Here is a 26056-nt window from a genome sequence, read left to right as displayed (position 1 = left end):
TTACCATATGAAATGGAAAAAAATGCTTTTCAGTGTATCGATATGTTCTTTTGAACCTGTGACAAGCAATGTATCACCGTGTTGTAGTCTCGTATCACCATGCGGTATTAATGCTTTATTACCACGGTAAATTTGAATGACGAGTACGTCGCCTAAAAACGGAAGGCGGCGTAGTGCAACACCATTATATTTATTGCTGCGTAGTTCGACTTCACGAACTGTTTCATTTGCTGTTGTAATTAAGCGAACAAGACTTGGTTTATCAATAAGTGCACGTAATAGAATACGTGTAGAGTTAATTGTTGAGAATACGGCGATATGTTCTTGTGTTGCTTTCTCTTGTAGAAGCGGATCTTCTACACTTGCAATAACATGTTCAACACCTAGTTCTTTTGCGTGTTCTGCTAATAATAAGTTTTGTTCATCATCACTTGTTGCAACAACAAGACGGTCTGCATTAAATGCTGTTTGTTCAGTTAATGATGCGATTGTGATGTCGTCTAATTTCACGATAGGGAAGTCATGTGATTTCGCTTCCTCATCATTTATTTTATTTTGGCGTATCATATACAGTGTTACGTCATAATCTTCTCGTTTTAAATCAAGTGATAACGGAAGGGTAATTCTGCTCGCACCAATAATAGAAACTTTTGGTTTTGGTGTTTCTACTTTTGGGAACATTTTTTTTAAATAATATAGGTGCAAAAATACAAGTAATAACTGCGCTTAAAATAAGGGATGCTGATAAACTTGGGCTAATGATGCCTAGCTTTTCACCGATTTGTGCAGCCGCAATAACTAAAGAAAGTGTTGATGTTAACAAAATAGCACTTCCGAGTACGATATTGCGTGGGTACCATTTTCGTAAAACGAGTGACGGTAACAGTTTTGAAATAAAGAGTCCCACAATTAGAATTGGGATCATTAGCATACTAGAAGGCTCTTTAAAAATAGACCATACTTCTAAATTTACACCAACCATTACGAAGAAAATAGGGATGAAGAAACCATATCCGATGGAATCGAGTTTCTCAACCATATCGTCATTTGGTGATAATAGAGATACGAGTACACCTGCCAAGAAGGCACCCAAAATGTTTTCTGCCCCAACAGATTCAGACAATCCAACTAATATTAAGATGAGTGCAAAAACAGCTCGTGTATCAATTTGTACACTACCGGCTTTTAAGCTTTCTAGGTATGGAATATTTTTAAAGCGTCTTGCGACCAAGTAAATTACAATACCGGCGCCGAATAGAAGAAGTAGAAGCCACATGCTTTGGCCGCTTTCAGAATTTAATCCGACGAATACAGCGAGTAAAATCATTGTAACTAAGTCGGCAATAACAGCAACTAATAAAATGATTTGCCCGATTGCGGTTTTTCCTAAGTTGTTTTCTTTTAATGTTGGTACGACAACACCTAAGGAAATAGTTGAAATAATTAAAGTCATGAACATTGCATTGTCTACGAATCCTAGCCATACGAATAGTAACGATAGGGCATAAGATAAAATGAAAATAAATAAGAAGATAATGCTTGCTGCTTGGAATGTGTTCGGTTCGTTTGTTGTATTCTTTTTCCCTTTTTGTTTAAAGATAGAAAAGTCAATTTCTAAACCACTTAAAAACATTAGGAAGATAAATCCTAGTGTCGATAAGACTTGAAGCCACATATCTGGCTCAATGATGTTAAATCCACTTTTACCTACAAAGATTCCTGCGATAATTTCTGCAACAACGACAGGAAGTGCTTTTAATTTAAAGCGTTGTAACAAAAGGGGAACGAAAACGCGATTGCAACGACAACCATAAGTGATAGAACAGAAGTATGATGTTCCATTGCGTTCTCTCCCTTCAAATAAATATAGTACCTATTTAGCCATATAATAGGTAGAAAAGCAACGCATATGGATTCGATTTCATAAAGAAAGAGTTTTCTCAACATTTGTCATAATAAGTATATTTTTCATGATTCTGTTGTTAATTCCGTAATGTGGATGTAATAGGGGGAGAGGATAAAAAAAGACTGCTGAGATTCCTCAGCAGTCTTTTTCATGCAAATTACATTGAGAAGAAAATCCATACAGTAAGACCAACTGTTGCTGCTGCAACGAAGAAACTGTATATCATTGTAAGAACTTGAATTCTTCCTTCTCCTTCTTTTAAGTGCATGAACATAATTAATTGTAATAATGCTTGCGCAACTGCCATTATGATGATAGTTGTTAATATCGTTGAAAGAGGCAGGCTTGTGTAAAGTGCCACGTATAACGCTAGAAACGTTAGTGCAAGCGATAAAATAAATCCGAAAACGTGTGACCATGGGAATCCGCTATGGGCATGCCCGTTTGCTTGATTGTTATTTTGAGCCATTTACGCCACCATCCCGTTCAAGTAAACTAGTGTGTAAATAAAGACCCAAACAAGATCAAGGAAATGCCAGTATAAGCTGATAATGAATACTTTACGAGCTGTAACTGGTGTCAAACCTCGTTTTAAAATTTGGATAATAACACAAGTTGCCCAAATGATACCACCTGTTACGTGGGCTCCGTGCGTTCCAAGAAGAACGAAGAATCCAGATAAGAAAGCACTTGTTTGAATTGTTGCGCCTTCACCAACGTACATAATGAACTCTTCGATCTCGAAGAATAGGAAACCTGCACCTAAAAGTAATGTAAAGATGAACCATCCAAGCATTGCTTTTTGGTTGTGTTTACGCATTTCGTGAATTGCGATACCACATGTGAAACTACTTGTTAAAAGTAATAGCGTTTGAATTAAAAGTGTTTTAACTTCAAACAGTTGCGCTGGTGTTGGGCCATCTGCCGTACGACCAGCAAGGACTAGATAAGAGGCGAAAAGTGTTGCGAACAGCATAATTTCAGCCCCAAGAAAAATCCAGAATCCTAGGATATTCAATCTGCTTTGCTCGGATTGATATTCCAAAGGTAAGCTTTTATCTAAAGCCGCCATGTCATTTCACCTCTCATGCTATATATTCTGTTTCTTTAATTTCATCAACACTTACATAGTAACCATCGTCATAATCGAATGAACGATAGATTAAGCAAGCTAAAATACCAACTCCACCGATTGCTGCAAGCCAGAACCAGCTAAATACTAATGCAAAACCTGCAAGACCGAAGAATCCAGACGCAATAATAGGCACACCAGAATTACTTGGCATGTGAATTGGTTTGATGTCTTCTGCAGCTGGTGTAACTGTTTCTCCGCGTTGTTTCATGTACCAGAAAGCATCAGCTTCTTTAATTTCAGGAAGTTTCGCGAAGTTGTAATGTTGTACAGGAGATTGAGTTGCCCATTCAAGTGTACGGCCGTCCCATGGATCTCCAGTAACGTCACGTTCACCATGACGTGCACTCCAAATTACGTTGTAACAAAGAAGTACGAATCCGATACCCATCATTACTGCGCCGACAGATGCGATTTGGTTCAACCAACCCCATCCAAGGCTTTCAGAGTAAGTATACATACGACGAGTCATACCGTCTAATCCTAAGAAGTACATTGGGAAGAAACAGATGTTAAATCCGCTCATAAAGATCCAGAATGTCCATTTACCTAGACGTTCATTTAGCATATGACCTGTCATTTTTGGATACCAGAATGTGAATCCAGCAAGCATAGCGAATACTGTACCCGCAATTAATACGTAGTGGAAGTGAGCGACTAGGAAGTAGCTGTTATGGTATTGATAATCAGCTGCTGCCATTCCGAGCATAACCCCTGTAACTCCACCAACTACGAAGTTTGGAATAAATGCCAATGACCAAAGCATTGGAACTGTAAAACGAATACGTCCTTTATACAGTGTAAACAACCAGTTAAAGATCTTAACCCCGGTTGGAATCGAAATCGCCATTGTCGAGATCGAGAAGAATGAGTTAACCGCTGGACCTGCACCCATCGTGAAGAAGTGGTGAAGCCATACGACGAAACTTAGTAAAGAAATTGCAACCATCGAGTATACCATCGCACTGTAACCGAATAGACGTTTACGTGAGAATGTACTAATGATTTCAGAGAAAATACCGAATGCCGGTAAAATAACGATATATACTTCAGGGTGACCCCATACCCAGAATAGGTTGGCCCACAACATTGGCATACCGCCGCTCGCCATCGTAAAGAAGTGAGCATCGAATAGACGGTCAAATGTCATTAATGCAAGAGCAACTGTTAATACTGGGAAAGCGAAAATAATGATAATTGTTGTAATTAAGATTGACCAAGTAAACATTGGCATTTTCATTAATTTCATACCAGGTGTACGCATTTTTAAGATCGTAACTAGGAAGTTAATACCTGTCATTAACGTACCAAGACCTGAAATCTGTAAGGCGATTGCATAGAAGTTATTTCCTACACCAGGAGAAAACTCTGTACCCGCCATTGGGAAGTAAGAAGTCCACCCAGCGTCTGGAGAACCACCGATTACGAAAGCGATGTTGAATAACATTGCTCCGATAAAGAATAACCAGAAACTTAAAGCGTTTAAGAACGGATATGCAACGTCACGAGCACCAATTTGTAATGGTACTACAAGGTTCATTAATCCCATAACGAATGGCATTGCCATGAAAAGAATCATTACTGTACCATGTGTTGTAAAGATTCCGTTATAGTGTTCAGCGTTTAAATATGTTGTATCTGGGAATGTTAACTGGGCACGAATCATTAAACCATCCATACCACCACGGAATAACATTATAACGGCAGAAATAATATACATGGCCCCTATTTTTTTATGGTCAACAGTTGTTAACCATTCATCCCAAAGCCATCTCCATTTTTTGTACTTTGTTAGTACGAAAAGAATCGCTAATGTCACAAGAACGATAGATGCGTCAGCTCCGTAAATAATCGGGTCACCTGTGACAAAAAATTCATCAAGCTTCACTGTGTTCACTCCAATCTGTTGGAATAATAGCTATTATTTTTTGTTTTTGTAGTAGTTGTAATCACAATATTCAAGTGATTTTGGATCTACATAACTTAAGTGGTGGCTAGAGAATGTCATACGACCAACTACACCAGGTTTAACAATTTCGTTGTACTTATCTTCTGTTAGTTTAGGAGCAGTTTGTTGTACTTCTTTTACCCACTTGTCATACTTTTCTTTTGTTTTTGCTTCAACTTCGAATTCCATGTGAGTAAATCCTTCACCTGAGAAGTTCGAGCTACGACCTAGGTAAGAACCTGGTTTGTCAGCTTGTAAATATAAGTCCATGATCATGCCATCCATTGTATACTTCATACCACCAAGTTCTGGTACCCAGAAAGCATTCATTGGACCTACAGAAGTAAGCTTAAATTGAATTGGTACACCAGCTGGGATGTTTAAATAGTTAACGGTTTCAATTTTTTCCTCCGGGTAACTAAATAACCATTTCCAGTTTGCAGATGTAACATAAATTTCAACTGGTTTAATATGTTTGGACTCTTGCGGAACCTCTTCCGAAGCATAAGTTGCTTTAACTGTTGGAATCGATAATGCGATAACGATAATAACAGGAATAATCGTCCAAATGATTTCTAATAATGTGTTACCGTGTTGATCAGGTGGCTCATAGTCCATATTCTCTGGTTTTTCACGATAACGAATCAAGATGACTGTAAACAAAATGAATACAATTGCGATAATTAATGACATAAGCAAGAATGACCAAACAATTAAATCATACTGTGCTTTTGCAACAGGTCCTTGCGGATTTAATACTGCGAGTTTTTTATCACAGCCACCGAGGAACAGAAGTAATGATAACGGAAGAAGTGAAGCCAACTTCCAAAACGTTTTCTTTAGTTGCACGATTGAAAATCTCCTTTCTCCTTGGATTGAAACTATGCCAATAAAACAATATAAACCTATTAATTTATAGAAGGCAATAGTTTTTGTCATATTGTTAAAAAATAGACACAAATGCACACTTTTTAAGGTGAATATCATTTGTAACTTGATAACATTGTAAACTATTTTCCAGAGAAAAACATGATTGTGGAAATTTTAAGATAAATAAAGTTATACCAAGATATCCAAGAAATAGAAAAAAGCTATCTTATTATAAGAAAGATAGCTGAATATTTTGTATATTTAGTTTATTCCCTGAGTTATATTTTTTTTCTGTTCAAATGTGACAGCTTTTTTATATTTCACTTGGTATAAAATGTAACAAATAATCATAAATGGAATCCCACAATAAAGAGCAATTCTCTGATCTGGAATGAAAGCTAAACTAACAAATGTAATGAAATTGAGTGAGAAAGCTACGATTGGAACTATTGGATAAAGTGGTGTACGGTATTTTAAATCATTTATGTCGCCGCCGTTTTTCACGAAATTTCTACGGAAGAAAAACTGTGAAGCTGCAATCGACATCCAAACAACAACAGCAGCCATTGCTGCAATAGAAGTTAAAATTAAAAAGACAGTATCTGCTGCAAATATACTTGTTAATAAAGAAAGGCTTGCGAAAATCAGACTGAAAATTAACGCATTTAGTGGTACACCTCTTTTAGTTAACTTCGTAAAAGCTGGACTAGCCATTCCTTGTTTTGCCATCGCCCAAAGCATACGAGAATTTGCGTATAGACCAGAGTTAGCTACGGATAATACAGCTGTAATAATAACAAAGTTCATAATGTCCGCTGCATAAGGGATACCAGCCACATCAAATACAAGTACAAATGGACTTTCAACTAGATTAGCCTCTTGCCATGGGAGTAAGCCGACAACAACTGAAATTGCTAAGACGAAAAAGAATAGAGTACGCCAAATTGTATTTTTGATTGCTTTTGGAATTGTTTTTTCAGGATTTTCACTTTCTCCTGAAGCAATTCCGATAAGCTCTGTTCCTTGGAATGAGTAATTAACTGTAATCATCGTAAGAAGAACAGCTAATGCACCGTTTGGAAATAGACCGCCATTTTCAGTGAAATTGTGAAGCATTGGAGCTGGCTTTCCATTAAAATCGAGGAGACCAAACATAACCGCTCCTCCAAGAACGATAAAGATAACAATCGTTGCCACTTTTACGCTAGCGAACCAAAATTCAGCTTCTGCATATGCCTTTGCTGATAAAGCGTTCACAAGAAAGAGTACTACTGCAAAAGTAACACACCAAATCCAAGAAGAAACGTCTGGAAACCACCGTTTCATTAAAATGCTAACAGTTGTTAACTCTACTCCAACTGTAACAGCCCAATTTAACCAATACATCCAACCGACAACAAATCCAAAACCAGGTGAAATAAATTTGCTTGCGTAACTTTGGAAGGAACCCGCTTCTGGCATAGCTACTGATAATTCGCCAAGACATAACATAGTTAAATACATAACGAAACCACCGACTAAAAATGCGAGAATAGCTCCGCCTGGTCCTGCATTATGGACGATTTGTCCAGAACCCATAAATAATCCCGTTCCAATGACTCCACCAAGTGCGATCATGAATAGGTGTCTACTTTTCATTGTTCGTTTTAAATCTGTTTGTTCTACTTGTTGGTTCATATGCCCCTCACCCCATATTTTCTTGTATGTGTTAACTTGATTTCATTCTGGGCTTTTAATCATTAGTGGGGGATGAAAAACATACTCGGCTTATTTTGTTGTGAACTGAGTATGTAAAAGATAACTATGACTAAATACCTTAGAATGTTTATTAACCTAGTGAAAGAAATTTAATTCCTTCACCAGGTTAATGATTTTTATTTTAGCAAAAAATTCTGAAAAAGTATATTGTTTTTTCTTTTTATTAAAAATAATTAGAATTTTAAAATGATATCTATGAATAATAATTCACAGAATCTTTCTAGCAAACTAGTAAGAAGAAAGGTACAATGATAAGAGGTATGTCTGTAAAATAATAATTAATGGAGTTTTGTTTAAAATGAAAAAGTTAAAATATCTTTTTGTTTTTGGAATTATATTTGCTGCCGCGTTTTTTATAGGGAAAGATAAAATTATGCAAAAGGTGCAAGTGTTCCGTTTAGAATTTTTATCTGAAATGAAAGAAGCGGCTATGATTGAAAATGTTCCGTTTATAAAGCAGTTACCAGAATTACCTCGTGGATGTGAAGTTACAAGTTTGGCTATGTTGCTACAATACAAAGGTATACAAGTAGATAAGATGCAACTTGCTAGTGAAATTCATCGCGTCCCATTTAAACAAAATGGTTTGCATGGAAATCCTTATGAGGGATTCGTTGGAAATATTTATACGAAAGCTGAGCCGGGATACGGTGTATATAATCAACCGATTTTTAATTTAGCAGAAAAGTATGTTCCTGAAAAAGTAATTAATTTAACAGGTAGAGATATGCAAGATATATATAAAGTAATTAGTTCTGGTTCTCCAGTATGGGTCATTATTAATACAACGTTTAAACCACTAGCTGAAAGTAGTTTTGAAACATGGAATACAAGCTCTGGCGAAGTGAAAATTACATATTATGAACATAGTGCAGTAGTAATTGGATATGATCAAAACTTTGTATATGTAAATGACCCTCTTAAAAACAATCCACGTTTGGCTGTTCCGCGAGCAGAATTTGAGAAAGCTTGGGAGCAAATGGGAAAACAAGCGATTACTATTTTGTAATAATGAAAAAGTCATCTTTTGGATGGCTTTTTATTTTTAAGTTTATAATATAGAAAATTCTGAAGATTCTTTTAAAAGTTAAAGATTCACGCTATAATAACATTTAACTTGGTGAAGAAGGGGAGAAGAGAAATGGATGTCGCAAAGGAACGTGTTTTATTAAAGAATCAGTTGATTGAGTGGAGAAGGCATTTTCATAAGTATCCAGAGTTATCTTTTCAAGAGGAAAAAACATCTCAATTTGTATTCGACATACTTCGGAAAATCCCGTATTTAGAAGTTTCGCGACCTACTAAATATAGTGTAATGGCAAGGTTAATTGGTAAGCGGCCTGGTAAAACCATCGCGGTTCGTGCTGATATGGATGCTCTTCCTATTCATGAAGAAAATAAATTTGATTTTATTTCTACATATCCAGGTGTAATGCATGCGTGTGGTCACGATGGTCACATGGCAATATTGCTTGGTGTAGTACATAAGTTAGTAGAGGAAAGAGAGAAAGTTAAAGGAGAGATTCGCTTTTTATTTCAACATGCAGAAGAAAACTTTCCGGGTGGTGCAGAAGAAATGGTCGCAGCGGGAGTGATGGAAGGTGTGGATTACATTATTGGTGCTCATCTGTGGGCGTCATTAGAGGTTGGGAAAATAGGTGTAATTTATGGTCCTGCGATGGCGGCACCGGACGTTTTTAAAATTACGATAGAGGGAAAAGGTGGGCATGCTGGAATTCCGCACGAAACAGTTGATAGTATCGCCATTGGTGCACAAGTTGTTTCGCAAATCCAGCAAATTGTATCTCGCCTCACGAACCCGTTAGATTCTCTCGTAGTATCTGTTACGCAATTTCATTCTGGGACAACCCATAATGTTATCCCGGAACAAGCGGAGATTGAGGGGACAGTGAGAAGTTTAAGGCATGAATTAAGAGAGGAAACAAAGGAGAAGCTTGAACGGATTGTCAAACATATTACAGAATCTTATGGTGCTAAGTATACATTTTCTTATGAGTATGGATATCGCCCAGTTGTGAACGATTATGAAGTTACAGAGCTTATTGAACATACGGCATTACAGCTGTATGGAAGAGAAGGAGTTGTTCGTTTACAACCAACGATGGCAGGAGAAGATTTTTCGGCATTTTTACAAAAGGCACCAGGGACGTTCTTTTTTATAGGGGCAGGCAATGAAGAGAAGGGAATTATATATCCGCATCACCATCCTCGTTTTACAATTGACGAAGATGCATTACCAATTGGAATGGAAGTCTTTGTATCATCCATTATGAATTTTATAAGTAAAGGAGAATGAGATGAAGAAAATACACGTGCTAGCACTTATTCCAGTTTTTTGTCTAGTGATTGGACCAGTATTTGCAAATTCGGTCACTCCTTACGTACTTGGGATGCCCTTTCTATTATTTTGGGTATTATTATCAGTGCTCATTACGTCTCTTTGTATGGGGCTTGTGTACGTGTTCGATCCTGCTAATAAGGGGGATGTGAAATGACAGCATTACTTATCATTATTTTATTCTTATTTTTAGCACTATTTTTAGGGATTCGAGCACAACGTGGAAAAGATATGAATTTAGAGCAATGGTCAGTTGGAGGAAGAGGGTTTGGAACTATTTTCGTTTTTCTCCTTATGGCAGGCGAAATTTATACGACATTCACATTTTTAGGAGGAAGTGGCTGGGCGTATAGTAAAGGAGCTCCTACTTTTTATATTTTAGGGTATGGTGCATTAGCTTATATTTTATCGTATTTCTTATTGCCTCCAATTTGGAAATATGCAAAAGAGCACAACCTCGTTTCGCAGTCCGATTTTTTTGCGAAAAAATATAGCAGTAAGACGCTTGGGATAATTGTTTCAATTATTGGTGTAATTTCTATCATCCCATATCTCGTTTTACAGCTAAAGGGATTAGGGATCATCGTTTCGGAAGCATCTTATGGAAGAGTATCACCAGTTATTGCAGTATGGATTGGTGCTATTGTTATAACTATATATGTAATGGTTTCAGGTATACATGGATCGGCTTGGACAGCTGCTTTGAAGGATATTATGATACTATTTATCGTTATGTTTTTAGGTATATATTTACCGTACCATTATTATGGAGGATTTCAGCCGATGTTCGAAGCTGTAGAAGCAGCGAAACCAGGTTTTTTATCTTTACCTGAAGAAGGAATGAGTATTTCTTGGTTTGTTTCTACTATTATATTAACGGCTCTTGGTTTCTATATGTGGCCCCATACATTCGCTTCGGCTTTCTCTGCAAAAAATGAAAAAGTATTTAGGAAAAATGCGGCGATTATGCCTCTTTATTCTTTAGTGTTGCTTTTCGTATTCTTTGCAGGGTTTGCTGCTATATTGCAAGTTCCAGGGTTAAAGGGAGCGGATGTAGATCTTTCGTTATTCCGTCTGGCTCTTCAAACGTTTGATCCATGGTTTATTGGTATTATTGGTAGTGCAGGAGTGTTAACGGCATTAGTTCCGGGTTCCATGCTTGTTATGGCGGCATCTACGTTGTTAGCAAAAAATATTTACCGAACAATGGTGCCATCTGCTTCAGATAGACAAGTTGCAAAAGTAGCTAAGTTATTTGTACCTGTTGTAACGCTTGTTGCAGTATTGTTTACATTTAAAGGGGGAGAAACGATAGGGGCTCTTCTTTTAATGGGATACAGTATAGTTACGCAACTTTTCCCTGCGCTTGTATGTAGTTTGTTTCCTCGTCAAATTATTACGAAACAAGGTGCGATTGCGGGGATGGGAATTGGGTTGTTAATCGTCGCATATATCACCTTATCTGGTTCTACTATAGCTACAATGTTCCGGGGTGTCCCGCAGTATATGAAAGATTTAAATGTAGGTATAGTCGCGTTGTTAGTTAACATTATTGTGATGTTTGTAGTTAGTGGATTCACAAGAAATGTATCTGTAAAGACCGACAATATAATAGTAGAAAAGTAATTCGTATGTTAGAGCTATCTTCGAAAAGAGATAGCTCTTTTTTGTATATATTTTCTTCTATTAGCGGAATCTAACTAAAAACTTGTTAAAAAGGAAGTTAGGTGGGGAAATTGTTAGAGCTAAAAGGTAACTTGTTTGAAGTTATGAAGGAAATTAGAAATGAGTTAGGTTCACCTAATGATTTAACAATTAGAGAAGTTGCTCTTGCTGGTAGTTTTACACGTTGTGCGGTTGTTTTTTTATGTGGATTGACAGATAAGGATAATGTTTATAAATATGTAGTTCGTACACTTCAATATGAAGAAATACCAAATGAAGCAGCTGTGGTTCAGACATTATTGGATCGTTTTATTTCTATTGCAGAAGTCGGTAAGAAGACGACTTTTCCAGATATTATAAATGCGGTTTTAGCAGGAGATACAGTTATATTAATTGATAATGTTCAAACCGCTATCGTAATTAATAGTAGAGCTTGGGAAAAAAGAAGTTTAGAACCGCCAGTGACAGAAGATTTAATACGTGGACCGAGGGTTGGGTTAAATGAAGATATTAATGTGAATAAAATGTTAATTCGCCGTGGTTTACGTGATCCGAAGTTACGGTTTCACTCTTATATTATGGGGAAGCGATCGCAGAAAGAAGTAACCCTAGTATATATAGAGGATATTATTAACCCTTACATCGTAAACGAGCTAAATCGGCGTCTTCAATCAATAGTGACAGATGTCATTTTTGAGACAGGAACGATTGAGCAATTAATTCAAGATAATAATTTGTCGCCGTTTCCACAGTTTTTAAATACAGAAAGACCAGATAATATAGTGGCTGCATTGGCGAAAGGGAAAGCGGCCATTTTAGTAGATGGATCACCATTTGCTCTTATAGCTCCACTAGTGTTTGTTGATATTTTTCAATCTGTAGAAGATCATTATGAGCGTTGGATAATTGGAACGTTACTAAGAGTTTTACGTATGGGATCAGGTATCGCTGCAGTTTTATTACCTGCCATGTACGTAGCGCTTGTATCGTATCATCAAGGGCTTATTCCATCTAAACTAGCTTATTCCATTGCGGGAGCGAGAGAAGGGGTGCCGTTTCCTGCTTATATAGAAACGTTAATGATGGCATTAACGATGGAATTAATACGAGAAGCCGGGATTAGGCTTCCGAAACCGATGGGACAAACAATTGGCATCGTAGGTGGTCTTGTAATTGGAGAAGCGGCAGTAAATGCGGGGATTGTAAATCCGTTTTTAGTAATTATTATTGCGGTTACCGCAATTGCTACATTTTCACTTCCTGTATATAGCATTACGATTACGTTTAGGATTTTACTTTTCGTTTTTGTATTAGCCGCGACTGCTTTTGGATTGTACGGGATTATTTTAGCTCTTATTGCACTTGCGGTCCATATTACAAATTTAAAGAGTGTTGGGGTACCGTATACAACACCTATTGCTCCTGCTTTTTATAAAGATTGGGAAGAAGAATTGGTTCGCCTACCAAAATCAATGTTAAAAGAGAGACCAGAATATTTACAAACGAAAGACTCTACACTACATCCAAAGGAGCGAGAGTAATTGAAGCCATTTGAATATGGGGATGAAGAAATTGGGTCTCGGGAACTTGGTTTTGCGGTATCGTCAACAATTATCGGTATAGGTGCATTATCTATGCCTCGAGATATTGCTATGCAAACTTTATTTTCCGACGGTTGGATTATTTTGCTTTTGGGTGGAGTGATATGTGCGGTTTTAGGTTGGTTTGTAACGAGGGTAGCTATTTTATTCCCAAAACAAAACTTTGTTCAATATACAAGTGCGCATTTGACGAAGCCTGTTGCATACACAATTAGTAGCATTTTAGTATTAACGTTTGCAGCTTTGACAGCATATGAATCGCGAATGATTGCGGTTATTTCACAAACATATTTATTTAGTGATACACCAGTGCAGCTATTGTCTTTCTTCTTCTTATTAGTTGTTATTTATGGAATAGCAGGATCGAGAGCAGCTTTATTAAGATTAAATGTTCTATTCTTACCAATTGTTTTAATTGCGATAGTGCTTCTTTCTTTATTGAATGTGAACTTAATGGAAATAAACAATTTACTACCGGCTTTTCAAACGAACGTAAGTCAATATGCTGTAGGAGTTAAAAATTCTATTTTCACATTTATCGGATTTGAGGTAGCTCTGTTTTATGCTGTGTTGTTGAACGATAAGACAGCGAAAAAAGCGCCAATGGCAGTTGCAAAAGCAGTGATGGTAAATGTGCTGTCATACATTTTAATTTATGTAACTTGTATTAGCGTTTTTACGTATATGACAACCCGTGGATTGACATATCCTACAATTGAATTAGGCAAAGAAATAGAAATTGGTGGAGGTTTTTTAGAAAGATTTGATGCCATTTTTTTTACTACTTGGATTATTACTATTTATAACACTACAGCAATGTATTATGACGTCGCATCTTTATTATTTTGCGCTATGTTTCCGAAAGTGAAGAAACATATTTTCATTTTTGTAAGTGCCCCGATTATTTTTATGGTGAATATGATACCTAGTAATTTGAAGGGATTGTCAAGTTATGGGACTTATTTAGCTTGGATAGATATGGGGTTTGTCGTGCTAGCGCCTTTGTTAGTTTTTATTGTATATAAAATAAAAAGAAGGAATGGTAGAAATGAAACACCTTCTTAATATTATTATGGTTATGGTTTTAGTTGGATCTATAAGTGGGTGCTCTGAGCTAGAAGAAATAGAAGAAAGAGGATTTGTAGTAGGTGCAGCTTACGATATTGTGAAGGCAAAGAAATCAAATCCAATTATGAAAGGGACGTATCAGATGGTACTTCCCAGTAAGTTAGCGCGACAAGGTGGCCAAGGCGGTGGAGATAGTGAAAATTATATTAATGTTAGTGCGAAAGCAGATAGTGTCTTTGAGCAAATACGAATTATTGCTAAAAAAATTAGTCGCTCATTATTCTTTCCGCATATACAAGTGATAATTTTTTCTAAAGATTTACTAGCGAATCCATATGTTTTACAAAATACGTTAGATGTATATATTCGCGATCATGAGATGAGAAGAAATATTCGTTTGTTCGTTTCTAAGAAAAATGCAGAAGCTATTTTAAAGCAGAGTGCCAAGCCTGAGAACTTACCGGCGCAGTATATTGATATGTTAGCTGAACATCCTCCGAAAAATGCTCAAATGATTGAGGCTGCAAGAATTGGTGAAGTACAGGAAAAGATGATTTCTAACCGAAGTTTCGTATTACCTATTCTCGAACTAACAAAACAAGGGGTACAAATGAACGGGGCAGCGTTGTTTCGCGGGAAGGATAATAAGTGTGTAGGTATTTTGAGTGGGGAAGAAACATTAGGAATGAATTATATAATAGGTAAAAAAATTGGAGGTTTTTTTACTATACGTAAAAAGAGTCAGCTTATTACATATGAAATTCATAAGATGCACCGAAAGATTAAAGTAGCTACGAAAAATGCTACAAAACCGAAGTTTGATATTCATTTATATTTGGACGGGACTTTAGCTGAGTTGCATTTTAGTGATCATAAACAAATTATGAACGAAAATCGATTAAAGAAAAACATTGCGGAGGAAATGGAGAAGCGCATCCAAAAATCGATTAAACTTGTTCAAAAAAAATATAAGGTAGATGTATTGGAGTTAGGGGAAGTATATAAGCGGCATAATTATAAAGAATGGAAGAAGATAGATAAGAATTGGGATCAAGGTGAAAATTACTTTAGTAATGCGGAGGTTACTGTTCATGTTCATCCGACAATTGAGCATTCAGGTTCAGCCTTACCGAAAAGAGTGAAATAAGGTGATGGAAGTTGTTTACTGGCTTAGGAATTAGTTGCACGATATTAATGGCGGTTCTTCCGGGGACTATATATTTTATTCATAAAAAAATTACAACGTATGGAGCGCAGCCGTGGAAAGAAAAAAAGAAACCTGAATGATTTTCAGGTTTCTTTCGCGCAAAGCATATGTGAAGGGGGATACCTTCTATGTATGCTTTGTTTTTTATAAAAGTCCTAACCAATGTACCAATTGTGTAGAGAGGAATGTAACAATAATTGCGATAACGGTAGGGATTGCAAACGATAAGAATGTCCATTTTGCACTTTTTGTTTCTTTATATATGTTAACCAGTGTTGTTCCGCATGGGAAATGAAGAAGTGAGAACAACATTGTGTTTAACGCTGTTAACCAAGTCCAACCATTTTCTAAGAATAGATTTTTAATTTGGTTAAAATCATCTATTTCAGTTAAAGCTCCGGTTGATAAGTAAGACATTAATAAAATCGGGATAACAATTTCATTCGCTGGTAGTCCAAGAATGAATGCAGCTAAAATAAATCCATCAAGTCCTAACATTTTAGCGAACGGATCTAGGAAGTTTACAAAATACATAAGTAAGCTTGTGTCACCGATGAAAATATTAGCAAGTAACCAAGTTAATGCAGCCGCAGGGGCAGCTACAACGATAGCTCGTTTTAATACATAAATTGATTTATCGAGTGTTGCACGTACAATTGTATTCCAAACTTTTGGCTTACGGTACGGTGGTAACTCAAGAGTGTAGTGAGTTGGCACACCTTTTAAAGCTGTTTTTGATAGTACCCAAGAAACAGTTAATGTCATAATAACACCAATTACAACCATTCCAACTACAACGCCAGCAGTAACTAAAGTTTGCATACTACCTGTATAACCAGCAGCCATAAATAATGAAGCCATTAAAATTAACATAGGCCAGCGACCGTTACAAGGAACGAAGTTGTTCGTTAAGATTGCAAGCATACGTTCACGTGGTGATTCAATAATACGTGTTGACATAATGGCAGCTGCATTACAACCAAATCCCATTGCCATTGTTAAAGACTGTTTACCGTGTGCGCCAGATCTTTTAAATAATCGGTCCATATTAAATGCGACACGTGGTAAGTATCCGTAGTTTTCTAATAGCGCGAACATAGGGAAAAAGATTGCCATAGGTGGTAACATAACGCTAATAACAGCACCGATACCGCGGAATAAACCAAGTATTAAAATGCCATGTAACCATTCAGGTGCATGCATTGCTTGGAACCAAGATGTTAAATATCCTTCTGCCCATCCGAAGAACTCAGCAATCATATCAGATGGTACGTTAGCGCCTGCGATTGTAAGATAAAAAATGATTGATAAAATACCGAGCATAATTGGGAATCCCCAGATGGGAGATGTGAAAATTTTATCTAGTTTTTCAGAACGGTACAATTTATCAGTATTTGTATATTGAACAGACTCTTTACATATGCTTGCAGATGTTCGATAAATATCTCCGACAATATCATCTCGTATATCTTCTTTTGAGAGTGCTTGTGCATGTTGAATAATATAGTCTAAAGGAAGAGCCTTACTGGCTGAGTGAGATTCCATTAATTACGACCTCCCTTACAAGTGGTTCATTATGGTGTTTTTGAAGTGTAGTTAAGAAATTTTTATCTCCATCTAATATACGTAACGCAATCCAACGTGCTGGATACGTATCACCGAACACTTTATAAATTTGCGGTTCTAATTCCTGAATCATATTTTCGATTTTTTCACTGTAAGAAATTTTAATTGGTGTTGGAATTAATTTTTTATTTGCTACTTTAGCGATGACATTTAGCAAATGCCCAATACCTACTCGGTTACGAGCAGAAATCTTAACTACAGGTACACCGAGCGATTTTGCTAATTTCTTTTCATCAATAACGATGCCTTTTTTCTCAGCTTCATCAATTAAGTTAATGCAAACGACTACGTTGTTCGTCATTTCCATCACTTGGAGTGCTAAATTTAAATTCCTCTCCATAGCAGTTGCATCTATAACAACTACAGTTACTTCTGGTTTTTCAAATATAATATAATCTCTTGCTACTTCTTCATCCGCAGAATTTGAATATAGTGAGTAAGTTCCAGGTAAATCTATTAATGTATATTTACTTCCGTTATGTTCATATTCCCCTTCAGCTTTTAAAACAGTTTTTCCCGTCCAGTTTCCAGTATGTTGTTTTAAGCCTGTTAAAGTATTAAATAATGTACTTTTCCCGGTATTCGGGTTGCCAGCTAAAGCAATGCGATGTTTGCTCATCTGAAATCATCTCCTATTAATACCCCGAAAATAAGGGAACTTTCTTCCTTGCGTAGTGCAATAGTTGTGTTGCTTACTTGATAAGCGACCGGATCTCCAAGTGGACTGCGTTGTAATACTTTAATCGTTGCCCCAGGGACAAATCCTAAGTCTAATAAACGTCGTTTCATAGTTCCTTCTAATTGTATCTTCTCAATTTGTACAAACTCTCCTGTTTTAAATTCAGAAAGTGGTTTTATATTAGCCGATACCATAAAAGTTACCTCATCTCTATATTGTTAGTTTAAGTTTAAAAAGTTTCCTTAGGTAAACTTTTTGTTAGTAATATAGTAGACCACATTGGATGATGCTGTCAATTAGTACTTTAAAAATATTCAATTATTTTTAGAATTGTTCCAATTTATTTAGTTGTACCGAAAAAAATTACTGAAATTCTTCTCAATGTAAATAAAGTAAGGGTGTAAAAACTTAAAAATATAGGGTGATTGTAAATGTAGTTTTAATCTAAAGGGGAAAATGCAGAAAAATATTTACATTAGATTTACATTGTTAAGATTAAATTTACAATAATGCATGTTTAGTGTGGATTTTGTTGGGTTTTTCAACTATAAATGTTGGAGTGTCTAGCTTTTGCGGGATGTTACCCCTATTTACTTAAACTTAAAAATTGCTTAACACTCACATAATATTGTTGTCCTACAATGAATTTGTGTTCGAAAGAAGATGAATTCGAAAAGTGATAATCCAAATGGGGGTACAAGACATGGTTATGAAAAAGGGTATTAAATTTTCTTTAGCGGCTTTAGTTGTTGCAGGTGCATTAGTTGGATGTGGAAAAGCAGAAAGTACGGATAATAAGGAAGCTGCTAAAGGTAGCGATGCAAAACAAGAATTATCAGGTACGATTGCAGCGGCTGGTTCTACGGCTCTTCTACCTCTTGCGGAGGAAGCTGGAAAGAAATTCATGGAGAAAAATTCAAAGGTTTCTATTCAAGTTCAAGGTGGCGGTAGTGGAACTGGGATTAACCAAGTAGCATCGGGTGCAGTACAAATTGGTAATTCCGATGTTCCGGCTTCAGATAAAATAAAAGATGCTGAAAAAGCGAAAGAATTAGTAGATAACAAGGTTGCGGGTATTGCATTCGCGCTTGTCGTAAATAAAGATGTAAAAGTTGATAACTTAACAGTACAACAAGTACAAGATATCTTCACTGGAAAAGTAACAAACTGGAAAGAGGTAGGCGGGAAAGATGAAAAAATCAACGTAATTAACCGTCCAGCTTCATCTGGTACACGTGCTACATTTGAAAAGACAGTTATGAAAGACGCGAAAATTAATGATGGAACTGGTACAACACAAGATTCTAACGGTGCAGTAGAGCAAGCAATCAATTCTACGCCAGGCTCAGTAAGTTATTTAGCAATGTCTTACATGGTTGGCGATAAAAAAGGGGCACTACAAACAGTGAAAATTGATGGTGCTGAACCGAAAGTTGAAAACATTTCGTCTGGTAAATATCCATTCTGGTCTTACGAGTACATGGTAACAAAAGGTGAGGCAAAAGAAGCAACGAAAGCTTACATTGACTATGTAAAAGGTAAGGATTTTGAAAAGCAAGTAGAAGATATGGGTTACATCCCAATGTCTAAATTAAATAAGTAATAAAATTTTATGGGGCTGGCTGCAAGGCCAGTCCTGTTCATTTCAATCTATGAAGTGGGGTCTGACCTGTGATGAAGGGGAAAAAACAAATTAATTACGTAAAAAGTGAATATATAGGAAGATCGCTTGTTACGTTTTGTGGTATTTTTATTGTTTTAATTACATTAGCTATTATTGCGTTTATTTGCGGTAAAGGTATTCAATCTTTTACACAAAGTGGTATCTCGTTTACTGAGATGTTAACATCGACAAAATGGAATCCAAATGCTGACGAAGGAACCTTTGGGGCTTTGATTTTTATTGTAGGTTCAACAGTGGTTTCGTTAGGTGCGGTTATTATTAGTGCGCCAATTGCTATAGCTCTTGCTATATTCATGAATTTAATTTCGCCGAAGTTTGGAAATAAAGGATTGAAGCCGGTTTTAGAATTATTAGTTGGTATTCCTTCGGTTGTATACGGATTATTAGGGGTTACGATTTTAGTGCCGCTATTACGTGATTCGTTTGGGGGAGTAGGTTTTAGTTTAATTGCAGGTATTATTGTGCTAAGTATTATGATTTTACCTACTATTGCTAGTATCGCTTCTGATGCAATTCGCTCTGTTCCATTTGATTACTTGGAAGCTTCTTACGGTTTAGGATCAACGAAATGGCAAGCGATTAGCCGAGTGATTGTTCCAGCTGCAAAACAAGGGATTTTAACAGGTATAGTTTTAGGTTTAGCGCGTGCTTTTGGTGAAGCATTAGCGGTTCAAATGGTAATCGGGAACACGATTAAATTACCAGAAGGAATATATAGTCCGACAGCAACGTTAACGGGTATTCTGACAATGGATATGACGAATACATTGAACGGAACAGCTTGGAACAATGCGTTATGGACTTTAGCGATGATTTTACTTGTTATTTCATTCCTGTTTATTTTAGTAATTCGAGCGATTGGGCAAAGAGGTGAGCGATAATAATGAATGCAAGAACGGTAAATAAAGTTTGGACAGGTATCTTTTATGCAGTTGCGGCTTTAGTTGTAGCTTTGCTAGTGTTCTTAGTGTTTGAAATTCTGCAAAAGGGATGGGGATTTTGGGATCCTAGTTTCTTATTCGGAGAACCAAGTAATACAAGAGCTGGTGGTGGAATTGGTCCGCAGTTATTCAACTCCTTCTACATGCTTGTTATAACACTTGTTATATCAATTCCTCTTGGGTTAGGTGCTGGAATATATTTAGCGGAGTATGCAAGACAAGGTCGTTTTTTAAGTTTTGTTCGCTTATGTATTGAGACGATGGCGTCTTTACCTTCTATTGTTGTTGGTTTGTTCGGTTTGTTAGTGTTCGTTACAATGACGGGATGGGGATACACAGTAATGGGTGGTGCCCTTGCTTTAACGATTTTAAACTTACCGGGTTTAACACGTGTTTGTGAAAATGCGATTTCAGAAGTTCCTCATAATGTAAAAGAGGCAAGTCTTGGATTAGGTGCAACGAAGTGGCAAACGATCGCTCGTATTATTATCCCGTCATCATTACCGCAAATTATTACAGGTATTATTTTAGCGGCGGGTCGTATATTCGGGGAAGCGGCAGCATTGATTTACACGGCGGGTTTAACATCTCCGATTTTAAATTCAGCAGCAGACTTCTCAAGTCCTTCGCATCCTTTAAATCCATTTAGACCAGCCGAAACATTAGCGGTTCACATTTGGAAGCTAAATTCTGAAGGAGTAATTCCGGATGCGAAGTTGATTGCGACAAAATCTGCAGCTGTATTAATTATTATGGTATTACTATTCAATGTTATTTCACGCTTGGTAGCGTCTATATTACACAAACGTTTTACAGGAACGAAAAGAAAAAGTAAAACGACGAAGAAGGTAAAAGCGGCATAGGTCGAAGATGAAAACTCTCTGTTTATAAAACAGGGAGTTTTTTATGGTCATTTTGTTGTTGGCAGGAAAAGAAGAAGAGTGACCGAATAGGTAACTTGATATATAGAAATTCGGATGAAAATAGGGAGGGATTTGAAAGTGTTTTTTCTGCAAATGTCGGGGTTTCCTGGATCTGGGAAATCGACACTTTCTAAGTATATCGCTAAATTAACAGGTGCTGTTATTGTAGATCATGACGTCGTGAAATCAGCTTTATTAAAATCATTAAAGGAAAAAGGTGTAGAATCAACAGTGGTTGGGAAGATCTCCTATGATATTGAGTGGGAACTGATCGATTTTTTGTTGGAGCAAGAGCACAGTGTGATATTAGATAGTCCGTGTCTCTACGAAGGGATGGTTAAAAAAGGAATAGATTTATGTCAGAAACATGGTGCTACATATAAATATATTGAATGTTATCTTAATAATATAGAAGAAATTAATCGTAGGTTACAAACGCGTGAACGTAAGATAAGTCAAATTACAAAAGTAGAATCAGAGGTAGCATTTCAAAAATGCCTGGCGGGCAGTAAAAGGCCTTTACATGGGGAATATCTTATTGTGGATTCTGGAGAACCACTAAAGAAGTATGGTAAAAAAGTGATGGATTATATTTATCCCGCTATTTGTGGGCGGTAAAACTCCCACCTCAAAATTCAACTGGAGCAAAGAAGCTAGACGGGAGCTGAACTGGCAGTAAACGCCCGATTGTTGCGGGCTAATAATCAGTGGGGGGTGGACAAAACCCCACTGATTAAAGTTTCACTTTATGGATAGGTAGAGGAATACAAAAGGCGTTATCTTCAATTATGAAGATAACGCCTTTTGGTTTAAATATCAGGTGTTTCTGTTGAAGTACTTATTTTTCTGCGGGAGCGTCTTTTTCTCCCGATTTTATCTAATAGTTCATACATAACAGGAACAACTACTAATGTAAGAACGGTTGAAACGGCTAAGCCGCCAATTACAACGACAGCTAGACTTTTTGATACCATGCTGCCCGCTTGAGATTGGCCGAATAGAAGTGGTAGCATAGCGACGATTGTTGTTATGGCTGTCATAATAATTGGGCGTAATCGAGTGGAGCCGGCTTCTAATAGTGCTTCTCTTGTTTCCATACCGTTTTCTCGATTTTGTTGGACTCTTTCTATTAATACAATAGCATTTGTAACGACAATTCCGATTAACATTAATGCGCCAATCAAGGAATTTACATCAACTGGTGTTCTGGAAATGATTAATCCTAAAATGCCTCCGACAGCAGCTAATGGCAAGGAGAATAAAATTGCAAAAGGAGCGCGCGCCTGCCCGAATGTGATAACCATAATTAAATATACAATCCCGATTGCAATCCCCATAATTTTAAATAAATCAGCGAAGTTCTCTTGCATAGATTCAGTAGCACCTGCGATATTTACTTTTGCCCCGTTAGGTAAATCTAAGTCAGCTATCGCTTTGTTTACTTCTGTGCCTACTTTACTTAAATCTTCACTTGAAGCTTCTGCAGTAATTTGAATCGTTTCTTTCCCATCTTTATGGAAGATTTCCGTTTGAAGTTGTTTTTCTGAAATAGTTGCAATGTCTTTTAAAGGAATTGGTCCGTTAATAGGTGATAGTATGTTTGTGTTTAAAATATCTTCTTGTTTGTTAATGGATGCCTTTTTGTGTTCTATCATAATAGTTGTTTTTTCATTATTGATTGAGATTTCCCCAATAGGAGATTTCTTCATAAGGAATGATACTTGTTGTGCTGCTAATTCTGGTGTTAAACCTAGTTGCTCAGCCTTTGTTTGATCGATATGAATTTGCCATTCTTTTTTAGATTCTTCTATATTTGTTTTTACTTTGGAAAGAGAGTCCATGCTTTTTAGTTTTGTTTCGACGATGTTAGCGGCCTTTTGTAAATTTGTTTCGTTAGTAGCTGTTACATTAAATTGTAAGTTGTTTCCGCCGCTGGAGTCAGAGTAACTCGTTTTTATATAATCAAGTTCAGCTGGTTCGAAAGCTGTATGTTCCTTTTTTAATTCTTTAATATATTGGTCGATGTCAGATCCTTTTTTAAAGACTACAAATATAGTTGCAAGATTGTTTTGAGTTGTCTGTCCCCATTGTGCATCTTCTGCGCTAGATCCCATTCGCAAAATAACATCTGTTACATCAGAATTAGAGAGGAGTTTCTTTTCGAAATCAAAGGCTTTTTGTTTTTTAGCTTCAGAATCATAATCAGCTGGAAATGTCATGTTAACGGAAAGCATTGTATCGTCCTCAGATTTTATGTTCGCTTTCGGAAGTAGTATGTAGGCTGCAATTGATCCTGCAAATAATAAAAAAGAAGTGAGTAGAATGATAAACTTATGAGAAAGAGCCCACTTTAATGTAGCGACATATCGCGGTGAAGAATGTGAATTGCGACGTTTTGTTTTTTTGAGCAGTAAAAAAGCCATAAGTGGAACGACTGTTAATGCCACAACTAAGGAAGAAAGTATAGAATACACAACTGCTAACACCATAGGTAACATTAGCTTTCCGATTACTCCCGATACGAGACCGATAGGTAAAAAAACGGCGACTGTTGTTAAAGTAGAAGAGGTAATTGCGACGGCGACCTCTTTTGTTGCATCGAGAATAATATCTTTAGAGAAAGATTCTTTTTGTAAACGACGGAAAATATTCTCGATGACAACGATACTATCATCGACGAGACGTCCAACTGCAACGGCTAAGCCACCTAGAGTTAAAATGTTAAGTGTGATGTTAGATTGGTGGAGTAAAAATAGTGTTAATAGGATAGATAATGGGATACTGACGACAGCGATGATTGTTGTTCGAAAGCTACGTAAAAAGATTAAGATAATGAGAGTTGCGGCAATGGCCCCAAGGATTACTTCTTTTCCCATACTAGTAACAGCATTTTCAACTTGCTCATGAGTTGAAGCTAAGAGTTTAATAGAATATTGATCTTTATATTCCTTACTTATATCTTTAATCTTTTTATCAATCTCTTTTCCAATTGCAACCGCGTTTTTACTCGGCTCTTTCATGATGACTAATCCTGTTCCTTCTTCTCCGTTTATGTGTGAGATTGTATCGTAATGTTGTTTTAGTTCAATTTGAGCGACATCTTGTAATTTTACTTGAGGTGTAACGGAGATGTTTTTTATGTCATTTACATTTTTTATATCCCCGATGACACGAAGATTGTATTCTTCCTTATTAACGGTAATTGCTCCGGCTGGAGTGGAAGTTTCTTTTCCCTGTAAAACTGTTAATACTTGCTGTGATGTTACGTTTTTATCTTTTAGTTGGTTAGGATCAAGTGCGATGGATAATTCGGAAGTTGATTTTCCGAAAAACATAACATTGGCAACACCATCAATGCTTTCGAGTTGTGGTACGATTTCTTTCTCGATTTGTTTTTCGTCAGCTTTTGAAAATCCGTTTTGCTTCTGGATGGTGATTTGAGCGAGTGGAATCATAGAAGTATTTAATTGACTAACTACAGGCTTAGTTACATCTTTAGGTAATTTAATTGTATTAATTGCTTTCTCGACTTCGCGTGCCGCGTCTTTCATATTTGCCTTGGATGTATATGCGATGTCGATGCGTGATAACCCTTCATGTGTAGAAGAAGTGATGCCATCGATATGTTCTAAATTACGAAATTGTTTTTCGAGAGGATCAGTCACGTCTTTGGTCATCGTTTCAGCATCGAGCCCTTGAGACAATGTCGTAACAGTTATTGCGGGGTTATCGATGCTTGGTAAAAACTCCATAGGTAATTTAGATCCGGAATAAACGCCGAGTATGGAAATGAGAAAAACCATGATGATAATAGCGGCTCGGTTTTTTAATGAAAACTTTGTTAACCTATCCATAAGATAATTCCTCCATTGGTTTATTTATAGTTGTGTGGGCACTCTCTTACTATATAACAAAAAATGGATATTTTTCATTAATTAAATGTAAAAAAATTCTAACAATAATCTTAAGTTAATATTTTGAAGGGAAATTCGTTATTTATGCAAGTGAAATTCCTGATTGTTGAAGAGAAGCATTAATTAAAGTTTTGCTCTAGTATAGTGGACTCGTTTTTTGTTACTCTACATTTAAATGGTTCTTTGTCCTTCTTGAGTAGAGTTATGGTTATTGTAAAATTTAAAAGGAAGAGGGCTAAGGATTAGGAATTTATGTGGAATACTGTCTGGTTGATGATAGTGTATAGTAAGTTGTCTACAAGCAAAATGAATGTTTTCAGTAGAAAGGATAATGGTTCTTTCTATAGAAGAAAGTAGGCTAGATAATTTTTTGTGTTTTTTTTATAAAAAACACTTGTTATTTAAAAACCATGATGGTATATTAATAAACGTCGCTGATGCGGAAACGCAGAAAACGATAAAAAGAAATTAAAAAACATAGTTGACATCGAAAAATGAAGATGTTAATATGATGAAGTCGCTTCTGAAGCGGCGGACAAGTTCTTTGAAAACTGAACGAAACAAACAACGTGAAACGTCAATTTTTATTTTTAGATGCTAGACAAACTAACTTTATTGGAGAGTTTGATCCTGGCTCAGGATGAACGCTGGCGGCGTGCCTAATACATGCAAGTCGAGCGAATGGATTAAGAACTTGCTCTTATGAAGTTAGCGGCGGACGGGTGAGTAACACGTGGGTAACCTGCCCATAAGACTGGGATAACTCCGGGAAATC

21 protein-coding genes, 1 rRNA gene and 1 pseudogene are annotated in these 26056 nt (G+C 36.6%); 13 read left to right on the top strand and 10 right to left on the bottom strand.

The window, feature by feature from the left end; all coding sequences use genetic code 11:
* From CDB3_RS20710 to CDB3_RS20685, 6 genes and pseudogenes are all read right to left on the bottom strand, one after another.
* Nucleotides 1–1842 (bottom strand): annotated as a pseudogene (locus tag CDB3_RS20710) (monovalent cation:proton antiporter family protein).
* A gap of 221 nt (nt 1843–2063) precedes the next feature.
* On the bottom strand, nt 2064–2375 hold the full coding sequence (qoxD, locus tag CDB3_RS20705) for a cytochrome aa3 quinol oxidase subunit IV (RefSeq protein ID WP_071743723.1): 312 nt from the start codon (nt 2373–2375) through the stop codon (nt 2064–2066).
* A complete protein-coding gene (gene qoxC / locus CDB3_RS20700; RefSeq protein WP_002174913.1) occupies nt 2376–2978 on the bottom strand; it encodes a cytochrome aa3 quinol oxidase subunit III in 603 nt (200 codons plus the stop codon). It lies immediately after the preceding gene.
* A 13-nt stretch (nt 2979–2991) separates the two neighbouring features.
* Complete coding sequence (gene qoxB, locus CDB3_RS20695; RefSeq protein WP_128855787.1) at nt 2992–4926, bottom strand: cytochrome aa3 quinol oxidase subunit I; 1935 nt, start codon at nt 4924–4926, stop codon at nt 2992–2994.
* 33 nt (nt 4927–4959) lie between these two features.
* On the bottom strand, nt 4960–5835 hold the full coding sequence (locus CDB3_RS20690; protein WP_071743721.1) for a cytochrome aa3 quinol oxidase subunit II: 876 nt from the start codon (nt 5833–5835) through the stop codon (nt 4960–4962).
* Between the two features lie 282 nt (nt 5836–6117).
* Complete coding sequence (locus tag CDB3_RS20685) at nt 6118–7533, bottom strand: amino acid permease (protein WP_071735679.1); 1416 nt, start codon at nt 7531–7533, stop codon at nt 6118–6120.
* Between the two features lie 379 nt (nt 7534–7912).
* Here CDB3_RS20685 and CDB3_RS20680 point away from each other — a divergent pair, with 379 nt between their 5' ends.
* The 8 genes from CDB3_RS20680 (at nt 7913) to CDB3_RS32500 (ending at nt 15594) form a co-directional block, all read left to right on the top strand.
* A complete protein-coding gene (locus CDB3_RS20680) occupies nt 7913–8623 on the top strand; it encodes a C39 family peptidase (protein WP_128855786.1) in 711 nt (236 codons plus the stop codon).
* 132 nt (nt 8624–8755) lie between these two features.
* Entirely contained in the window at nt 8756–9931 is a 1176-nt protein-coding gene (locus tag CDB3_RS20675) for an amidohydrolase (protein WP_128855785.1), read from the top strand.
* 1 nt (nt 9932) lies between these two features.
* The gene (locus CDB3_RS20670) at nt 9933–10130 is read left to right on the top strand and encodes a DUF3311 domain-containing protein (protein ID WP_087983279.1); all 198 of its coding nucleotides are present in this window, start codon (nt 9933–9935) and stop codon (nt 10128–10130) included.
* Nucleotides 10127–11599 (top strand): sodium:solute symporter family protein, encoded by a 1473-nt coding sequence (locus tag CDB3_RS20665; RefSeq protein WP_128855784.1) that lies wholly within the window; start codon nt 10127–10129, stop codon nt 11597–11599. The genes CDB3_RS20670 and CDB3_RS20665 overlap by 4 nt, the downstream gene beginning before the upstream one ends.
* Nucleotides 11600–11700: 101 nt before the next feature.
* Entirely contained in the window at nt 11701–13179 is a 1479-nt protein-coding gene (locus CDB3_RS20660; RefSeq protein WP_128855783.1) for a spore germination protein, read from the top strand.
* The gene (gene gerLB / locus CDB3_RS20655) at nt 13180–14304 is read left to right on the top strand and encodes a spore germination protein GerLB (protein ID WP_128855782.1); all 1125 of its coding nucleotides are present in this window, start codon (nt 13180–13182) and stop codon (nt 14302–14304) included.
* Complete coding sequence (locus CDB3_RS20650; RefSeq protein ID WP_128855781.1) at nt 14288–15454, top strand: Ger(x)C family spore germination protein; 1167 nt, start codon at nt 14288–14290, stop codon at nt 15452–15454. The genes gerLB and CDB3_RS20650 overlap by 17 nt, the downstream gene beginning before the upstream one ends.
* A gap of 11 nt (nt 15455–15465) precedes the next feature.
* Complete coding sequence (locus CDB3_RS32500) at nt 15466–15594, top strand: hypothetical protein (RefSeq protein WP_097832907.1); 129 nt, start codon at nt 15466–15468, stop codon at nt 15592–15594.
* Nucleotides 15595–15658: 64 nt separating this feature from the next.
* Here CDB3_RS32500 and CDB3_RS20645 read toward each other — a convergent pair whose 3' ends face one another.
* The 3 genes from CDB3_RS20645 to CDB3_RS20635 are packed head-to-tail and all read right to left on the bottom strand — an operon-like array spanning nt 15659 to nt 18013.
* Nucleotides 15659–17059, bottom strand: coding sequence for a nucleoside recognition domain-containing protein (locus tag CDB3_RS20645; protein ID WP_128855780.1), 1401 nt, complete (start codon nt 17057–17059; stop codon nt 15659–15661).
* Nucleotides 17037–17759, bottom strand: a complete 723-nt coding sequence (locus tag CDB3_RS20640; RefSeq protein ID WP_128855779.1) for a FeoB small GTPase domain-containing protein — start codon at nt 17757–17759, stop codon at nt 17037–17039. The genes CDB3_RS20645 and CDB3_RS20640 overlap by 23 nt, the downstream gene beginning before the upstream one ends.
* Nucleotides 17756–18013, bottom strand: a complete 258-nt coding sequence (locus CDB3_RS20635) for a FeoA family protein (RefSeq protein WP_128855778.1) — start codon at nt 18011–18013, stop codon at nt 17756–17758. The genes CDB3_RS20640 and CDB3_RS20635 overlap by 4 nt, the downstream gene beginning before the upstream one ends.
* Nucleotides 18014–18522: 509 nt before the next feature.
* On the opposite strand from CDB3_RS20635, the gene CDB3_RS20630 reads away from it, so the two are divergent.
* The 4 genes from CDB3_RS20630 (at nt 18523) to CDB3_RS20615 (ending at nt 21985) form a co-directional block, all read left to right on the top strand.
* On the top strand, nt 18523–19422 hold the full coding sequence (locus tag CDB3_RS20630; RefSeq protein WP_128855777.1) for a phosphate ABC transporter substrate-binding protein PstS family protein: 900 nt from the start codon (nt 18523–18525) through the stop codon (nt 19420–19422).
* A 71-nt stretch (nt 19423–19493) separates the two neighbouring features.
* Nucleotides 19494–20384, top strand: coding sequence for a phosphate ABC transporter permease subunit PstC (gene pstC, locus CDB3_RS20625; protein WP_128855850.1), 891 nt, complete (start codon nt 19494–19496; stop codon nt 20382–20384).
* 2 nt (nt 20385–20386) lie between these two features.
* Nucleotides 20387–21307 carry a phosphate ABC transporter permease PstA gene (pstA, locus tag CDB3_RS20620; protein ID WP_128855776.1) on the top strand — a complete coding sequence of 307 codons (921 nt, stop codon included), beginning with the start codon at nt 20387–20389 and terminating at the stop codon, nt 21305–21307.
* A 138-nt stretch (nt 21308–21445) separates the two neighbouring features.
* The gene (locus tag CDB3_RS20615; protein ID WP_128855775.1) at nt 21446–21985 is read left to right on the top strand and encodes a P-loop nucleotide/nucleoside kinase family protein; all 540 of its coding nucleotides are present in this window, start codon (nt 21446–21448) and stop codon (nt 21983–21985) included.
* Between the two features lie 191 nt (nt 21986–22176).
* Here the strand turns inward: CDB3_RS20615 and CDB3_RS20610 are convergent, their stop codons facing one another.
* Complete coding sequence (locus CDB3_RS20610; protein WP_128855774.1) at nt 22177–25221, bottom strand: efflux RND transporter permease subunit; 3045 nt, start codon at nt 25219–25221, stop codon at nt 22177–22179.
* Between the two features lie 672 nt (nt 25222–25893).
* Here CDB3_RS20610 and CDB3_RS20605 point away from each other — a divergent pair.
* Nucleotides 25894–26056: ribosomal RNA gene (locus tag CDB3_RS20605) — 16S ribosomal RNA — on the top strand; the annotation flags it as partial.

The organism is Bacillus sp. CDB3, from assembly GCF_002081505.1.
GTDB lineage: Bacteria > Bacillota > Bacilli > Bacillales > Bacillaceae_G > Bacillus_A > Bacillus_A cereus_AT.
The sequence above is the reverse complement of the archived record's forward strand: the minus strand, read 5'-3'. Positions and strand labels throughout refer to the sequence as shown.

Excerpts from the sequence above, each read along its gene's own strand:
- CDB3_RS20630 (WP_128855777.1), top strand. The coding sequence starts at position 18,523 with ATGGTTATGAAAAAGGGTATTAAATTTTCTTTAGCGGCTTTAGTTGTT.
- CDB3_RS20645 (WP_128855780.1), bottom strand. The coding sequence starts at position 17,059 with ATGGAATCTCACTCAGCCAGTAAGGCTCTTCCTTTAGACTATATTATT.
- qoxC (WP_002174913.1), bottom strand. The coding sequence starts at position 2,978 with ATGGCGGCTTTAGATAAAAGCTTACCTTTGGAATATCAATCCGAGCAA.
- qoxD (WP_071743723.1), bottom strand. The coding sequence starts at position 2,375 with ATGGCTCAAAATAACAATCAAGCAAACGGGCATGCCCATAGCGGATTC.
- CDB3_RS20685 (WP_071735679.1), bottom strand. The coding sequence starts at position 7,533 with ATGAACCAACAAGTAGAACAAACAGATTTAAAACGAACAATGAAAAGT.
- pstC (WP_128855850.1), top strand. The coding sequence starts at position 19,494 with ATGAAGGGGAAAAAACAAATTAATTACGTAAAAAGTGAATATATAGGA.
- CDB3_RS20675 (WP_128855785.1), top strand. The coding sequence starts at position 8,756 with ATGGATGTCGCAAAGGAACGTGTTTTATTAAAGAATCAGTTGATTGAG.
- CDB3_RS20680 (WP_128855786.1), top strand. The coding sequence starts at position 7,913 with ATGAAAAAGTTAAAATATCTTTTTGTTTTTGGAATTATATTTGCTGCC.
- CDB3_RS20670 (WP_087983279.1), top strand. The coding sequence starts at position 9,933 with ATGAAGAAAATACACGTGCTAGCACTTATTCCAGTTTTTTGTCTAGTG.
- CDB3_RS20635 (WP_128855778.1), bottom strand. The coding sequence starts at position 18,013 with ATGGTATCGGCTAATATAAAACCACTTTCTGAATTTAAAACAGGAGAG.
- pstA (WP_128855776.1), top strand. The coding sequence starts at position 20,387 with ATGAATGCAAGAACGGTAAATAAAGTTTGGACAGGTATCTTTTATGCA.
- CDB3_RS20610 (WP_128855774.1), bottom strand. The coding sequence starts at position 25,221 with ATGGATAGGTTAACAAAGTTTTCATTAAAAAACCGAGCCGCTATTATC.
- CDB3_RS20665 (WP_128855784.1), top strand. The coding sequence starts at position 10,127 with ATGACAGCATTACTTATCATTATTTTATTCTTATTTTTAGCACTATTT.
- CDB3_RS20640 (WP_128855779.1), bottom strand. The coding sequence starts at position 17,759 with ATGAGCAAACATCGCATTGCTTTAGCTGGCAACCCGAATACCGGGAAA.
- CDB3_RS20650 (WP_128855781.1), top strand. The coding sequence starts at position 14,288 with ATGAAACACCTTCTTAATATTATTATGGTTATGGTTTTAGTTGGATCT.